Annotated in this window: 15 protein-coding genes and 2 pseudogenes; 11 read left to right on the top strand and 6 right to left on the bottom strand. The window is 66.3% G+C overall.

Going from position 1 to position 15,286, the window contains the following annotated elements:
- Positions 1-97: 97 nt before the first annotated feature.
- Both M7H19_RS16055 and M7H19_RS16050 read right to left on the bottom strand, forming a co-directional pair.
- Entirely contained in the window at positions 98-706 is a 609-nt protein-coding gene (locus M7H19_RS16055) for a TetR family transcriptional regulator (protein WP_298182244.1), read from the bottom strand.
- A gap of 50 nt (positions 707-756) precedes the next feature.
- Complete coding sequence (locus tag M7H19_RS16050) at positions 757-1,035, bottom strand: hypothetical protein (RefSeq protein WP_298182242.1); 279 nt, start codon at positions 1,033-1,035, stop codon at positions 757-759.
- Positions 1,036-1,123: 88 nt separating this feature from the next.
- Here M7H19_RS16050 and M7H19_RS16045 point away from each other — a divergent pair, with 88 nt between their 5' ends.
- The 10 genes from M7H19_RS16045 (at position 1,124) to M7H19_RS16000 (ending at position 11,840) form a co-directional block, all read left to right on the top strand.
- Positions 1,124-2,521, top strand: a complete 1,398-nt coding sequence (locus M7H19_RS16045; protein WP_298182240.1) for an MFS transporter — start codon at positions 1,124-1,126, stop codon at positions 2,519-2,521.
- Positions 2,518-3,969, top strand: a complete 1,452-nt coding sequence (locus M7H19_RS16040) for an aminotransferase class V-fold PLP-dependent enzyme (RefSeq protein ID WP_298182238.1) — start codon at positions 2,518-2,520, stop codon at positions 3,967-3,969. Before M7H19_RS16045 ends, M7H19_RS16040 begins: the two co-directional genes overlap by 4 nt.
- 59 nt (positions 3,970-4,028) lie before the next feature.
- Positions 4,029-4,436: an ankyrin repeat domain-containing protein gene (locus tag M7H19_RS16035; RefSeq protein ID WP_298182236.1), complete on the top strand. Its 408-nt coding sequence runs from the start codon at positions 4,029-4,031 to the stop codon at positions 4,434-4,436.
- A 76-nt stretch (positions 4,437-4,512) separates the two neighbouring features.
- Positions 4,513-5,745, top strand: a complete 1,233-nt coding sequence (gene cobA / locus M7H19_RS16030; RefSeq protein WP_298182234.1) for a uroporphyrinogen-III C-methyltransferase — start codon at positions 4,513-4,515, stop codon at positions 5,743-5,745.
- 68 nt (positions 5,746-5,813) lie between these two features.
- On the top strand, positions 5,814-6,677 hold the full coding sequence (locus M7H19_RS16025; RefSeq protein WP_298182232.1) for a crotonase/enoyl-CoA hydratase family protein: 864 nt from the start codon (positions 5,814-5,816) through the stop codon (positions 6,675-6,677).
- 10 nt (positions 6,678-6,687) lie between these two features.
- Positions 6,688-8,433 (top strand): AMP-binding protein, encoded by a 1,746-nt coding sequence (locus M7H19_RS16020; protein WP_298182230.1) that lies wholly within the window; start codon positions 6,688-6,690, stop codon positions 8,431-8,433.
- 572 nt (positions 8,434-9,005) lie between these two features.
- Positions 9,006-9,626 (top strand): CDP-alcohol phosphatidyltransferase family protein, encoded by a 621-nt coding sequence (locus M7H19_RS16015; protein ID WP_298182228.1) that lies wholly within the window; start codon positions 9,006-9,008, stop codon positions 9,624-9,626.
- Positions 9,627-9,880: 254 nt separating this feature from the next.
- Complete coding sequence (gene garA, locus M7H19_RS16010; RefSeq protein ID WP_298182225.1) at positions 9,881-10,345, top strand: glycogen accumulation regulator GarA; 465 nt, start codon at positions 9,881-9,883, stop codon at positions 10,343-10,345.
- Complete coding sequence (locus M7H19_RS16005) at positions 10,342-11,118, top strand: MerR family transcriptional regulator (protein WP_298182222.1); 777 nt, start codon at positions 10,342-10,344, stop codon at positions 11,116-11,118. The genes garA and M7H19_RS16005 overlap by 4 nt, the downstream gene beginning before the upstream one ends.
- 248 nt (positions 11,119-11,366) lie before the next feature.
- Complete coding sequence (locus tag M7H19_RS16000; protein ID WP_298182219.1) at positions 11,367-11,840, top strand: bifunctional nuclease family protein; 474 nt, start codon at positions 11,367-11,369, stop codon at positions 11,838-11,840.
- 33 nt (positions 11,841-11,873) lie between these two features.
- Here M7H19_RS16000 and M7H19_RS15995 read toward each other — a convergent pair whose 3' ends face one another.
- Positions 11,874-12,428 carry a TetR family transcriptional regulator gene (locus tag M7H19_RS15995; protein WP_298182268.1) on the bottom strand — a complete coding sequence of 185 codons (555 nt, stop codon included), beginning with the start codon at positions 12,426-12,428 and terminating at the stop codon, positions 11,874-11,876.
- 321 nt (positions 12,429-12,749) lie between these two features.
- On the opposite strand from M7H19_RS15995, the gene M7H19_RS15990 reads away from it, so the two are divergent.
- Complete coding sequence (locus M7H19_RS15990) at positions 12,750-13,316, top strand: MerR family transcriptional regulator (protein WP_298182267.1); 567 nt, start codon at positions 12,750-12,752, stop codon at positions 13,314-13,316.
- Positions 13,317-13,348: 32 nt separating this feature from the next.
- Here the strand turns inward: M7H19_RS15990 and M7H19_RS15985 are convergent, their stop codons facing one another.
- The 3 genes and pseudogenes from M7H19_RS15985 to M7H19_RS15975 form a co-directional block, all read right to left on the bottom strand.
- Positions 13,349-14,035, bottom strand: coding sequence for a substrate-binding domain-containing protein (locus M7H19_RS15985; protein WP_298182217.1), 687 nt, complete (start codon positions 14,033-14,035; stop codon positions 13,349-13,351).
- 104 nt (positions 14,036-14,139) lie between these two features.
- A pseudogene (locus M7H19_RS15980) lies at positions 14,140-14,421 on the bottom strand (3-methyladenine DNA glycosylase); the annotation flags it as partial.
- A gap of 736 nt (positions 14,422-15,157) precedes the next feature.
- Positions 15,158-15,286: pseudogene (locus M7H19_RS15975) on the bottom strand (IS5/IS1182 family transposase); the annotation flags it as partial.

The following is a 15,286-nucleotide window of genomic DNA, read 5'->3' as shown; positions in this document are numbered from 1 at the left end:
GTGTCCGCAGTCTGCGTAGCCGTGTCCGCAAGTTACGTAGCCGTGTCCGCAGACTGTGTGGATCCCCGTCGTGCCGCCGGGCAGCGCGATGGGGACATCACGAGTGGAGTGCGTCGGCGCCGAGTACCAACCGGACACAGTGGGCGGTGAGGCGGTCGAGGGGAACGTCCAGTGTGCCGTTGAGGTAGGCGATGAACACGTTGGCCAGCCCGCCCACCAAGGCGGTCGCCGTCATGGTGCGGTCCTGCTCGTCGACCCGGTCGGGCAGTTGCTCGCGTACCAGCTCGGCGAACATGGGCAGTCGTTGCGCGCCCAGGCGGCGCAGTGCCGGCTCGGCGAGCGGCGCCAGCAACAGCGCCCGTCCTTTGCGCGGGTCGTCGAGGATCAGGGTCACGAACACCGAGACTGCCGCCTCGGCACGGTCCCGGACGCCCCCACCCGCGAGGTCGACGGCGTCGACAAGCACTTGGTGGGCGAGGGCCGCGACGTGGTCGTACACGGCGACGACGAATTCGTCGCGATCGGTGAAGCTCTCGTAGAAGTAGCGTTCGGTCAGTTTCGCCTGTCGGCACACCGCGCGCACGCTCACGGCGGAGGGGCCCGATGTGCCGAGCAGCTCCAGGCCCGCTTCGAGCAACTGCCGTCGACGTGTGGCCCGGCGGTCGGACAGTGTGGTGCCCGCCCAAGTGCGATTCGTACCCGTCATGGTCCGTTCCCATGATTGACTATGGCTGTTGTCAATTTGGCCGATTCTAGTCACGGGTACCCCGCTTCCCGTGTCGCCAGGGCGCCGTCGAATACGCCGTCGAGTGTGGAAGCGCTCCGTCCGTCCGTTCGGTCGGCGCAGGCGGACCGGTTGGTTACGGCGATGTCGTTATGAACGGTGTCTTCGGGCATCGTCAGGACACCGATTCCCACCTCGCGCAGCTCGCCCGGACCCGAGGCGGTCGGTTTGCCACGTTCGACCAAAGACTCGCTCGGCTCCATACCGACATAGCGGACCTTTTGCCGACGGTTCCCATTCAACCGACTCATTGATTGACTCATTGATGCGGCCCGGCGACGGGACGACGCCACCGGATGCGACCATTGCCGGAATTCGATCACTGTCGTCGGGAGGGTCATGTCCGTACTCGGCACCCGAACCCGTCTGGGGTATTCGTTAGGTTCTTTCGTCACCGGGGCGTTCGGCACCGTGCCGGGTCTGCTTCTGTTGCCTTACCTGACCGACACGTTGGCCGTTCCGGCGGCGGCCGCCGGGGCCATCGTGCTGCTGCCCAAGGCGTGGGACGTCGTGTTCAACCCGGTGGCGGGTCGATTGTCCGACGCGGACCTGGTGCGGCGTGGTAGCCGGGTGCGGTCGCTCGTGCTCGGAGGTCTCGCGCTCGCGGTCACTTTCGCCGCTCTGTTCGCCCATCCCGGGTTCGGTGGTGTCGGTGCCGACTCCGCGTACGTCGTGGCGGTGTTCTTCCTGTGCGCCACCGCGTTCGCGTTCTTCCAGGTGCCGTTCAACGCGTTGCCCGCCGAACTCACCGACGGCTACCACGAGCGGACCCGGTTGACGACGTGGCGCATCGCCGTGTTGGCGCTGGCCATCCTGACCTCCGGTGCGGTGGCCCCTGCCATCGCGAACGGGGTCGGTGGTGTGGGTGGCTACCGCATCATGGGCCTGTTTGTGGCCGCGCTCATCGTGTTGGGCACGGTTGCGGTGGTCGTGGGCATCCGCGGGGCGCGAGTCGGTCGGCCCAAACAGCCCACGCCCACGTGGCGGGAATTGCTGTCCACGATGCGAAGGTGGCGTTCGTTCCGGCTGTTGCTCGGCGTGTACTTCGTGCAGGCACTCGGTGTGGCCACCTTGCTTGCGGCAGTCAGCTACGTCGCTCGCTACGTGCTGGGAGACGCCGATCTCCAGCCGCTGTTGTTCGCCGGGTTCGTCGGGCCCGCCTTGCTGGTGATGCCGTTGTGGGACCGCGTGGGACGTTCGGGCGGGAAGCTGACCGGGTTCCGGGTCGCGACGGTGGCGCTCGCGGCGGCGTTGTTCGGTCTGGCGTTCGCGCGGATGTTGCCGACCGCACCGGTGTTCGTCCTCGTCGCGCTCGCGGGGGTGGGGTATGCGGGTATCCAGGTGTTCCCGTTGGCGCTCCTACCGGATCTGATCACCGAGGAGGAACACCGTACGGGCGAGGCCAGGGCCGGGGTCACGGCGGGGGTGTGGACGGCGGCCGAGGCGTTGGGCCTCGCACTGGGGCCGAGCTTGTTCGGGCTGGTGCTGTCGTTCGGCGGCTACGTGTCCAGTACCGACGCGGCGGCCGCGCAGCCGGAGAGCGCCGTTTCGGCCATCACGTTCGGTTTTTCGGTCGTGCCCGCTATGTTGGTGCTCCTCGGCCTGCCACTGTTGCGGCGCACGTTCTTCGGTTCCGAGCGTGGACGTGGCGGTGGACATGGAGAAGGCGCGACGAGTGCCGGGAACGGTGATGACGGTGGGGACGAGGAGGGCACCGAGCAGGTGGTGGGTGCATGAGTGTCGAGGACATCCTGGCCCGGATCCGCGCGTTGCGCACTGACGACGCCCCCACCCACGGCGGTCGTACGCTCGCCTACGTCTACGACAGCGGCCTCGCCGAGCTGGACGAACTGGGGGCGCGGGCGCACGCGTTGGCCTCGTCGGCGAACGCGCTCGACCCCACCACGTTTCCCGGCCTGTTGCGGATGGAGAACGACCTCGTAGCCAAGGCCGCCGCGTTGCTCGGCGGAACCGGTGAGACGGTCGGCACCGTCACCTCGGGTGGTACCGAGTCGTGTCTGTTGGCCGTGCTCGCGGCCAGGCAGAGCCGCCCGGACGTCGTCGACCCGGCGTTGGTCGTGCCCACCACCGTGCACGCGGCGTTTCGCAAGGCCGCGCACTACTTCGGATTGCGGCTCATGGAGGTGGAGGTCGACCCGGCCACCTTTCGGGCCGATGCCGCCGCGATGGCGTCGGCGATCGACGACGACACGGTGTTGGTGGTGGCCAGCGCGCCCTCGTACGCGCACGGGGTGGTCGACCCGATCCCCGAGATCGCGGCCGCGGCCGCCGCGCGGGGAGTGCGGGTGCACGTCGATGCCTGTATCGGCGGTTGGGTACTGCCGTACCTGCGCAGGCTCGGGGTCGAGGGGGCAGCCTTCGACTTCTCGGTCGAGGGTGTCACGAGTGTCTCGGTGGACCTGCACAAGTACGCCTATTGCCCCAAGGGCACGTCGGTGTTGTTGTTCGCGAACGCCGAAGCCCGCCACGGACACTATTTCGGTTGTGCCGACTGGCCCGGCTACACGATGTTGAACACCACGCTGCAGTCCACCCGTTCGGGTGGTCCGCTCGCCGCGGCGTGGGCTGTCGTGACACACCTCGGTGACGACGGCTACCTGAGACTGGCCCGGGACACGCTCTTCGCCGTGCGGGAGATCCGACGAGGTGTGGAATCGGTCGAGGACTTGCGCGTTCTCGGTGAGCCCGAGTCCACGTTGTTGTCCGTGGCCACCCGGGGCGCGCCCGAGGAGGTCGGTTTCGACTTGTTCACCGTGGCCGACGAGATGCGTGACCGAGGTTGGTACGTGCAGCCGCAGTTCGCGCACGGGCACTCGCCGGTGAACCTGCACCTGACCGTGACGGCCGCCAACCGGGGGTCGGAGGGGGAGTTCGTCGCTGACCTGGGTGACTCGGTGCGGGCGGCTCGTGAGGCGGGACCCGTGTCCGTGGACCCGGCACTGCGGGAGCTGCTCCTTACCCTCGACCCCGACAGGCTCACTTCGGAGCAGTTCGCCGACCTACTCGCGGGAGCCGGGTTGGCGTCGGAGGAGGAGACGGGCACCGGCTTGCCGCGTCGTATGGCGCCGATCAACGCGCTGCTCGACGCCGCGCCCGCCCGGTTGCGTGAACGCGTGTTGTTGGAGTTCCTCGGTCTGCTCTACCGGCCGACCCCGTCGCCGTGACCGGAGCCGGGGAAGCCCGTCGGACGGCCGGTTCGGTGTCCGAGTGGCAGGCTGAGGACATGACCGAGAGCGCCTCACAGGAACCCGACCCGGAACTGCTCGAACTGTGGGCGCGAGTGTTCGAATTCGCCAGGCAGGGACAGACCGAGACACTCGCCGCCTACGTCGATGCGGGCATCCCCGCCAACCTGACCAACGACAAGGGTGACACGTTGGTGATGCTGGCGGCCTATCACGGCCATGCCGACACCGTGCGGTCTCTGTTGGAACGTGGTGCGGACCCGAACCGGCTCAACGACCGCGGTCAGAGCCCGGTAGCCGGGGCCGTGTTCAAGGACGAGCCCGAGGTCGTGAAGGTGTTGCTCGACGGCGGTGCGGACCCCGAACTCGGACAGCCGTCGGCCCTGGACACGGCGCGCATGTTCGGCAACGAAGAGATGCTCACCCTTCTGCGTCCCGGTGGCTGAGACGGCGGCACGGTCGAACTGAGACCCCGGCCACTGCGGTCACCGCCGTCACCGGCAGGGCGACATGCTGAACGGCATGCCGCAGGACCAGCATTATCTGGCAGGCCTTCAGCTGGCAGGACGCAGAGTCGTCGTCGTGGGCGGGGGCACCGTCGCGCAACGACGTCTGCCTCGTCTGCTCTCCGCGGGGGCGGCGGTGGAGCTCGTCGCTCCCCACACGACACCCTCGGTGCAGGCGCTGGCCGATTCGGGAGAACTGGTCTGGCATCCGAGGCTGTACCGCGCTGGAGATCTCGACGGAGCGTGGTACGTCCTGGCGTGCACCGACGACGCGAGCGTCAACGCCGCTGTCTGCGCCGACGCCGAGCGCGCCAGGATCTTCTGTGTTCGGGCTGACGCGGGAGCGCGTGGCACCGCGGTCACCCCGGCCACGGGGTATCACGACGGTTTGCTGGTCGGAGTGCTCTCCGGAGGGGTTCCGCGTCGTTCTGCGGCGGTGCGCGACGCTGTGCTCGACGCCCTGAGTTCGGGCTCGGTGTCCGACGTGGGCGCGGACAAGCCCACCGTCGAAGGCGTGGCGCTCGTCGGCGGTGGCCCCGGCGACCCGGAACTCATCACCGTGCGTGGCCGCCGCCTACTCGCCCGCGCCGACGTCGTGGTGGTCGACCGGCTCGCGCCTCGGGAGCTGCTCGACGAACTCGCCGACCACGTCGAGGTCATCGACGCGGCGAAGATCCCGTACGGCCGGGCCGCCGCGCAGGAGGCCATCAACAGCGCGTTGGTCGAGCACGCCCGCGCGGGCCGGTTCGTGGTGCGACTCAAGGGCGGTGATCCGTACCTCTTCGGTCGAGGGTTCGAGGAGGTGCTGGCCTGCGCGGAGGCAGGTGTGCCCGTCACGGTGGTCCCGGGGGTGACCAGTGCTTTCTCCGTTCCCGCGGCGGCGGAGGTGCCGGTGACCCACCGTGGTGTGGCACACGAGGTCGTCGTCGTCTCGGGGCACGTCCCGCCGGGCGACGAACGGTCGCTCGTGGACTGGGAGGCGCTCGGCAGGCTCCGGGGCACCGTGGTGCTGCTGATGGGTGTGGAGCACATCGGACTGTTCGCCGACACGCTGATCGAGGCGGGCCGCCCGGGCGACACGCCGGTCGCTGTGATCCAGGAGGGCACTCTGCGCACCCAGCGGGTGGTACGTGCGCCGTTGGCCGACATCGCCGACGCAGCGGCCGACGCCGGCATACGCCCGCCGGCCGTCACCGTGATCGGACCGGTCGCCGGACTCGCCGAGCGGACCGCCGCCACGCGCGGGTGAACGCGACGTCGCTCTCAGTCTCCGACGACACTGTCCTCTCGGGCCCGTTGTGGGCGAGGATGACACTCATGAGTGGCAGCGAAACGAACACCGACCCCGAGAACACCTCGTCGAACGAACTCGTGGCCCTACGCGTGGAACGCGCCGAAGGCGTCGCCGAGGTGACTTTGCTCGGTCCGGGCAAAGGCAACGCGATGGGGCCGGATTTCTGGCGGGAACTGCCGATCGTGTTCGGCGAACTCGACCGTGATCCCGACGTCAGGGCGATCGTGCTCACGGGTAGCGGCAAGCACTTCTCCTACGGCCTCGACCTGCCCGCGATGCTGCCGTCGTGGGGCGAGTACCTGACTGGTGACGCGCTGGCCCGCCCACGTAGGGAATTCCTCGACGAGGTCCGCCGCATGCAGGACGCGATCAACGCCGTGGCCAGGACGCGTAAGCCGGTGATCGCCGCCGTGTCCGGATGGTGCATCGGGGGAGGGGTCGACCTGATCTCGGCTGCCGATATCCGGCTGGCCAGCACCGACGCGAAGTTCAGTGTGCGCGAGGTGCGGGTGGCCATCGTCGCCGACATGGGCAGTCTGCAGCGTCTCGCCTCGATCATCGGTGAGGGACATCTGCGCGAACTCGCTTTCACCGGACGCGACATCGACGCCGCGCGCGCCGAGAAGATCGGCCTCGTCAACGACGTCCACCCCGACCGTGACGCCACTCTGGAGGCGGCGCGACGCATGGCCCGCGACATCGCGGCGAATCCACCCCTGGTGGTGCAGGGCGTGAAGGACGTACTCTCCGTCAACACCGAGCAGCAGGTCGAGGCCGGGTTGAGGTACGTCGCGACGTGGAACGCGGCGTTCCTGCCCAGCCACGACCTGAACGAGGCGGTGCAAGCATTCCTGCAGCGTCGTGACCCCGAGTTCCGGGGCGAGTGAGGAGGCGGAAGTGAACGTAGGGACTGGCGGTGTCGGCGTCGACGCCACCAGCGGTTCCACGGAGGCGTACCGGCGATTCCGGGAAGCCCGGGATCTGTTGCTGGAACACCGGGAGGACTACCGGACGGCTCGCGCGAAGTTCACGTGGCCGAAGTTCACCGAGTTCAACTGGGCGCTCGACTGGTTCGACCGGATCGCCGCGGAGGAACACAACGCCGAGCGGCCCGCCCTGTGGATCATCGAGGAGGACGGTTCGGAGAACCGTTGGACGTTCCCCGAGCTGTCGCGCCGCTCGAACCAGGTGGCGAACTGGTTGCGCGAGCACGGCGTGCGACGTGGCGATCGGCTGATCCTGATGCTCGGCAACCAGGTGGAGCTGTGGGAGACGATCCTCGCCTGTTGCAAGCTCGGGGCGGTGCTCATCCCGGCGTCCACTCTGCTCGGCTCAGCGGATCTGCGGGATCGTGTCGAACGCGGCCGGGCGAGCCATGTCGTGGTGCGGGACGTCGACGTCGAGAAGTTCGCCGACGTCCCGGGGGAGTACACGCGCATCGCGGTGGGTGAGCGCTTAACCGGTTGGGAGTCGTTCGCCGACGCCTACTCGGCCGAGGCGACGTTCACTCCGGACGGGCCCACCCGTGCCGACGATCCGTTGTTGCTGTACTTCACCTCCGGCACCACGGCCCGGCCGAAGCTGGTGCAGCACACTCACGTGTCGTACCCCGTCGGTCACCTGTCCACGATGTACTGGATCGGGCTCGAACCGGGCGACGTGCACCTCAACATCTCCTCGCCCGGTTGGGCCAAACACGCGTGGAGCAACGTCTTCGCGCCGTGGAACGCCGAGGCCACGGTGTTTCTGTACAACTACTCGCGATTCGATCCGGTCGCGCTGATGGGTCAGCTCGACCGGTGTGGGATCACGAGTTTCTGCGCCCCGCCCACGGTGTGGCGCATGCTCATCCAGGCCGATCTGACCACGTTGCGCACTCCACCGCGCAAGGTCGTCGGAGCGGGCGAACCGCTGAACCCGGAGGTCATCGAGCAGGTACGCAAGGCGTGGGGGGTGACGATCCGCGACGGATTCGGTCAGACCGAGAGCAGCGTGCAGATCGCCAACACCCCGGGCCAGCCCCTCAAGCCCGGTTCCATGGGGCGGGCTCTGCCCGGATTCACGGTCACACTGCTCGACCCGGTCACGGGCCGGCCGTCCAGTGAGGGGGAGATCTGCCTCGATCTCTCGTCCTGCCCCGTGGGACTCATGACGGGCTACGAGGGCGACGACGAGCGCACCGAGGAGGCGTTCGCGGGCGGTTACTACCACACCGGTGACGTCGGCAGTGTCGACGACGACGGCTACATCACCTACGTGGGCCGCATGGATGACGTGTTCAAGGCCTCCGACTACCGGATCTCGCCGTTCGAGCTGGAAAGCGTCCTACTCGAACACGAGGCCGTGGCCGAGGCCGCCGTCGTCCCCGCGCCCGATCCCATCCGACTCGCCGTGCCCAAGGCGTACGTGGTGCTCGCGAACGGGTACGAGCCCACCGCGGCGACGGCCGAGGACATCCTCGCGTTCTGCCGCAAGCACCTCGCCCCGTACAAGAGGATCCGCCGACTTCAGTTCGCCGACCTGCCGAAAACCATTTCCGGCAAGATCCGCAGGGTCGAGTTGCGAAACGAGGAGAACGCCCAGGACGGTGCGCGTGTCGAGGGCGAGTTCCGGGAGGAGGACTTCCCCTCACTGAAGTCCTGACGGCGGCTTCTGCGTGATCGAAGTTCCGGACGGAAAACCGGCGATACGGCGGCGCGGTTCGCCAACGAATCGGTAACGAATCGCGTCACCGTGTCGATGGGGTATGTGATCCGGATCTCGCGGGAAAGTGTGAGGCCGGGCTCACAAGGCTATCCCTCCAGGGGCCGGAACCGAGCGAACGCGGGGCGCGATGAGTAGTACCGAGCACGACAGTCGAACCGAGGCTTTGTCCGTCACGCCCGTCACGCCCGTGGCGCCCGTGACGGAAGCCGTGTCGCCGACCTCTCCGGTGTCTTCGGTGTCTTCGGTGGCTCCGACGGACCCGACGAATCTGACGAACCCGGTGTCTTCGGGGGACATCCCGCCGGCGCCGCCCACGACACCCTGCACCGTCGTGTGGAGCCGAGGCAGGGCGTACGTCCTGGAAAGCGGTTCGGGGCGACCACGGTGGATGGGCACGGACAGCCACGGCCGTCCCCGGGAGCTGACGGGCGAAGAACTCCGGAGACAGGGCTGGAGCTATCGGCGCTCCTCCTGATCGGAGCGGCCGGTTCTCTCGATACGGTGAGCGGGTGACGAAAGCCCGCTCGGCCGAGACCTCCGACGGTGACCTGTCGTTGGCGCGCCAACTCATGACCGTGCCGAACCTGCTGTCGATCCTGCGGCTCGCAGGTGTCCCGGTGTTCCTGTGGTTGCTGCTCGGTCCGCAGGAAGACGGTTGGGCGTTCGCGCTGCTCGTCTTCAGCGGCGTCACGGACTGGCTCGACGGCAAACTCGCCAGGCTGCTCAATCAGACGACGAAGCTCGGACAGACGCTCGATCCGGCGGCGGATCGGCTCTACCTCGCGGCTGCGTTGCTAGCCTTCCTGCTGCGGGACATCGTGCCGTGGTGGATCGTGGCCGTACTGGTCGGCCGTGAGCTCGTGGTGGGAGCGGGATTGCTGGTGCTGCGCCGCTACGGTTTCGCCCCTCCCGAGGTGCTCTACGTGGGCAAGGCGGCGACGTTCACCCTCATGTACGCACTGCCTCTCATGCTGGTCGCGGAGGGCATGTCGACATTCGCCGAGATCGCTCGCCCGTTCGCCTACGCCTTCACGGTGTGGGGCGCGGTGCTCTACCTGTGGTCCGGTGCTTTGTACGTGTGGCAGATCGTCAGGGCCGTGACTCGAAGTTCCACGGAGCGCGCCGCCTGACCGTGCGTGTGTTCGGTTCGCCCCAGGCATTGTGCTGGGGACCACGTAGGGCGGATCATGGTGGCGAGGGTGAAAGGAGCGTCACGTGCCGGCTTCCGAGAGTTACGCCCGACGGGTACCTCGGTGCCGAGGTGTCCCGGTGTGTGATCAACAATTGATCCGGGAGCCCCGGCGTTACGGACGGCTCCGGCACGGTACGTTGACTGCACCACGTTCACAATGACGAATACTTCAGTGCGTAAGGAGAGCTTGCGGTGAGCACGAACGACGGGCCCGGCGTTCCCCCGGAGCAGTCTCCGGAGCGGACCTCCGTTTTCCGGGCCGACTTTCTGTCGGAGGCAGAGGGCCGGGAGGCGCCCGCGGTGGAGCCGCAGGACGCCGGCGTCGACGCATTGCCGGCGGGTTCCGCACTGCTGGTGGTCAAGAGGGGGCCGAACGCGGGCTCTCGATTCCTGCTCGACCGTGACACGACGAGCGCGGGCCGCCACCCGGACAGTGACATCTTCCTCGACGACGTCACCGTGTCCCGTCGTCACGCCGAGTTCCGGCGTGAGGGCGGCGAGTTCGTGGTGATCGACGTGGGCAGCCTCAACGGCACCTATGTGAACCGCGAGCCGGTTGATCAAGCCATTCTGAGTGGCGGCGACGAGGTGCAGATCGGCAAGTTCCGCCTCGTTTTCCTGACCGGTCCCGGGTACGGGGGTCAGGGGGTACGGTGACGGCTGCCGGGCGGCCACAGCGCGAGGGATTGAGTATCGGGGCCGTGCTGGCACAGCTACGCCCCGACTTCCCCGACGTGACGATCTCCAAGATCCGCTTTCTCGAATCCGAGGGGCTCGTCCGGCCTGCCCGCACACCGTCCGGTTACCGACAGTTCGGTCCTGCCGATGTCGAGCGGCTCCGGTTCGTCCTCTCGGCGCAGCGGGACCACTATCTGCCGCTCAAAGTCATCAAAAAACAGCTCGATGCGGCCGATCGCGGAGGTGGCAACGGCGGGGACGGCACGGTCCCGGCCGTTCCCCGACCGCCGCGCAAACTGGTGGCGATCGAGTCCTCTACCGAGGACGGCTCGATGGCGGGGTTACCCGGGCCCGCGGAGTTCGTGCCCGACCCCGAGTCCGAGGCTCGGGTCACGGAGGACGACCTGCTCCGCGAGTCGGGGATCGACGAGCCCATGCTGAACGAGTTGCGCCAGTACGGTCTCGTGAAGCCGACCGCGGCGGGATTCTACGACACCGATGCGGTGCGTATCGCCCGCACCGTGAGGAAGATGAGCGACTACGGGATCGAACCTCGCCATCTGAGGGCCTTCCGCGCGTCGGCGGACCGCGAGGTCGGGCTTGTGGAGCAGATCATCGCCCCGGTGTATCGACAGCGGGGCGCCGACGCCAAGGCGAGGGCCGACGAACTCGGGAGAGAGTTGGCGGCTTTGTCGGTCACTTTGCACACGTTGCTCGTCAAAACTGGGATTCGTGGGGTGACCGGCGGGTAGACTCGGACGAGTGACGGACCGAGTGACGAGCACCTGCCGACATGTCGTGTCGTCGGCGCTTCAAGTCGACGGGTCAACCGGCCCCTCGAATGTCGTACCGTAGATGGATGGTTCGCGAAGAGCCGTAAGGGACAATAAGTTTTCGCGACGAGCACAGCGCCCGAACGAGGGGTAGCGTCGAGTAAAGTCGATGCTGAGTCCTCGTGACAGCGTTGCGGCCCGCGCGCAGGAGAGGGAGGCGAAGCCCGATGAGCGAGATGCGCGTCGTCGGCGTCCGGGTCGAGTTGCCCGCGAATCAGCCAATCTTGCTGCTGCGGGAAACCGACGGTGAGAGGTACCTGCCGATCTGGATCGGCTCTGTGGAGGCGACAGCCATCGCACTGGAGCAGCAAGGCGTTCGACCGGCTCGGCCGTTGACCCATGATCTGCTCAAGGACATCATCGGCGCGTTGGGCCGGGAGCTTCAACAGGTCGTCATCACCGACTTGAGCGAAGGCACGTTCTTCGCGGAGCTGGTGTTCGACGGTGACGTCCGAGTTTCGGCGCGGCCGAGCGACTCGGTGGCTCTCGCGCTGCGGGCAGGGGTGCCCATCCATGCCGAGGACTCGGTGTTGGAAGAGGCTGGGCTGATCATCCCCGACGAGCAGGAGGACGAAGTCGAGAAGTTTCGGGAGTTCCTCGACTCCGTCTCCCCGGAGGATTTCAGGGGCGCCGACACCTGATCGATGACACCTGACCGATGTCGTCAGGTGTCGTCAGACCGCACCGGTGGCTCGGGTGAACAGCCTGATGATCTCGTCGGCGTAGTGCTGCAAGTCTAGGTTCGGGTCATCAGCCAGCTGCTGGGCCAATTCCTCCAATGCGTGCTGAATCGTTCGAGCCATGATCTCGGCATCGAAGTCCGCGAACCGTCCTTCTCGCTGTCCTTGTGTGAGTTGCCGCGTGAGGCGTCCGAGGCGCAGGTCGTGGGCGACTAGCTCGAACATCGGCGAGCCGTCTTCATTTCCGGCGTGGGTTGCGATCTCCGCAAGCGCTCGTCCGTGCCGCGGGTGCGTAGCGAGGTAGGAGATCTCCGCCCGGAGGAAGGACTGCAGCAAGGCGGCCCTGTCTTCGGTGGGTTCCGTTCGCTCATCGACGAATCGGTCGTGGTGGTCGATGAGCGCCATGAGGGTAACCATGATCAGTTCGCTCTTGCTCTCGAAGTGATACGAGATCATGCGGGTGCTGCTGAGTCCCGCCTTGTCGATGATGCGGGCGAAGGAAGTCCGGCTGTAGCCCAGTTCCGCGATGACGTCGATCGTCGCGTCGATGATCTGTGCCCGGCGTGCTGCTTCCGTAGGGGTGAGTCCGGCGCCCGCGGCGAAATCGTCATTTACTTGCGTGGGTAAACTTTAACTAGATCGAGTAAAACGGTCCAGTCCGATGCTCGTCAACCTGGGGAGCTCTCTGTCCGCGCGTCGCGTTGACCGGTCCGGCGGACAGGCTTACCGTCAAAAGGACGTGAATCGCTCCAATGTGATTACGCTGGTAAAGCGGTTCCCGGTGACGGGATTGTCGTAATCAGTCGGTTCCGCTCCGGAACCGGTGGTCTTGTTTCGCTGCCGGCGTCACGCCGGGCGAGAGGAGGCATGGTGGTCGACGAGGGGCCGATGAGGGCTGTCGGTGGTGAGCAAGGGGAGTTGTTCCCCGATTCCTCGCTGCCTGACGAACTGGTTGGCTACCGTGGTCCTGCTGCCTGCCAGATCGCCGGGATCACCTACCGGCAGCTGGATTATTGGGCGCGTACCAAACTGGTAGCTCCCAGTATTCGCGCTGCCCATGGTTCAGGTTCTCAGCGGTTGTATTCGTTCAAGGACCTTCTGGTTCTCAAGATTGTGAAGCGGCTCCTCGATACCGGGGTGTCACTACAGAACATTCGCGTGGCTGTCGAACACCTCCGAGCTCGCGGGGTGCGTGATCTCGCGCGGGTGACACTGTTCTCGGACGGGGCAACGGTGTATGAGTGCACATCCCCGGAGGAGATCGTTGATCTGCTCCAGGGCGGGCAGGGCGTGTTCGGTATCGCTGTGAGTAACGCCATGCAGGAAATCAGCGGCACTCTCCACGAATTCCCGGCCGAACGCGCTGACGGCGCTCAGATCGAGTCCAGTGTTCCGGACGAGCTCTCCGAACGCCGGAAAACACGTCGCACTGGCTGAGTGGTCGATATCCCTTGTCGCGGGAAGCGGCGTCAGTCGTGAGCCTCGCGGGCCGGTGTCAGTCCGGCCTTACGGAACTGATCCTGCTGTTCGGGTTTGAGTAGATACTTCTGAAATGACTGGGCTGCATGTTGCTGGGTGCCGTCCACGTCGTCACCTGAGATGACGAGGAACGGGTAGTTGTCGTGAGGTCCGGAGGCGAGGGGCAGCCCGGAGGAGCCCACGAGATCGGGGCGGTTCTGTGCGAGTTTGTCGAGCCATTGCGTGGAATCGGGCAGCCATGCCGTCGGTGAACCACCGATCGTGGTGGGCTCCGCCTTCCCTGTGAGAACGGCGTAGACGTCGTCCGGTGAAGCCGTGTGGACGTCGACGTGGACGCAGTGTTCACGGACGACGGTGCGAGCGTGGTTCCAGCGAGAGGCAGCGGTCGTCACCGGCTTCTCCAGCGCGGGATCGACGGTGACCCGGATAGTGGTGTCGCCTTGTTTGCAGTCAGCCGCCTGCGCGGCGGCTCGGCTTTCCAAGACGCCGTCGGCCCAGTTCCAACCGAACCATCCTGCGACGAGCAGGCCGAGCAGGATCACACAGGCGATCGGCCATGCCGCGATGCCCCGACGCTTGCCGATCGCCCGGTGGGTGCCGGTGTTGGCCGCAGAGGTCGTGGTGCCGGTGACGTAGTGTCGCCCGACGCGATGACGGCCTCTGTGTCGTCGACCCATCGCGCATGTCCCCCCGTTAGCTACTCTTCGTGGAAGATATCAAAACGTGATCACTCTATCAGGGGAGAGTTGTGATCGTGCTGTGATCTCGACGAGAAGTGTCGCTACTTCACGCGATCGTGGAGCTCCAGCAGTATGCGGCAATGCTGGATGAGTCTTTCCCGCAGGGGCGCGGCACGCTGTGAGAACTCCGTCTGCTTTCGCATGTAGGCGGCGCGACCCTCGGCTGTTTCGACGGGCACGGGGGAGTAGCCGTACTCCGACAGGTCGTACGGACTGGCTCGCATGTCCAGTTCCCGGATGTCGGCGGCGAGCTCGAAGCAGTCACCGAGCAGCTCCGACGGTACGAACGGACCGAGCTTGTACGCGGCCTTGTACAGATCCAAACGGCTGCAACCTACAGCGGCACCGCTGGGAAGCGGAGCAGGCCGGAACGCCGGCCTAGGGGCGTACCGGTCACGCGCGGCCACGTCGGGATGGCGTCAGCCGTCCGAGCGTGCAACGGGTGCCCCTCGGGTGAGAGCAGTCGAGGAGAGGAAGCGTCGTGAAGTTGAAGCGTCGAGAAGGCGACATTTTCGGGTACACGTCCTACTTCGTGTATGACGACGGCCAACTAGTCGGCCTGGTTGGCAATGTCCGGCCGTGGCGCGACGGCCGTTTCGGTCGGCGACGCTGGTGGGCTTGCGAGCGTCGCGAGGGTGACAGGTTCGCCCGTTGGGACTCGGGTGACGTGTTCACCACTCGTAAGGCTGCTGTGACTGCGCTAAGCAATCGGCTAGGCGAGTAGCTGCAACCGAGGCACCCGGTCCTAGTGGTGGGCCGGGTGCTTCCGTTTTCAACGGCTTAGCTTTGGTAGTCGACACAGCTTGTGATTACCGTCTCATTTGGTCGACTTCTTACTAGCGGCTGTGAATATGAAGAGTATTCATGTTTGTGTAAGCGAATGAGAACTAAGGCTAAGGGCTAAGCCCTAAGCGCAAACACAAGCCGTGAGCCGGGAGCGCACAGCGGAAACCCGTTCGGGACTGCCTAGCTAGGGGTGCGGCAGCGGCGGCATACAGAACACCTAGCCAACGTCGATCACTACTCGGTGGCCGAGACGGCAGGCCGTAAGAGCATGTCTCATTTCGCGAGTTTCTTGAAGCAGGTGAGGGCTGCGGCGAGAGTGAGGAAGGCGCAGAAGTGGTTGGCGTAGCGCTCGTAGCGTATGGTCAATCGTCGGTATCCGAACAGCCACGCGATACATCGTTC

The organism is Saccharomonospora sp. (assembly GCF_027317685.1).
GTDB lineage: Bacteria > Actinomycetota > Actinomycetes > Mycobacteriales > Pseudonocardiaceae > Saccharomonospora.
The sequence above is the reverse complement of the archived record's forward strand: the minus strand, read 5'-3'. Positions and strand labels throughout refer to the sequence as shown.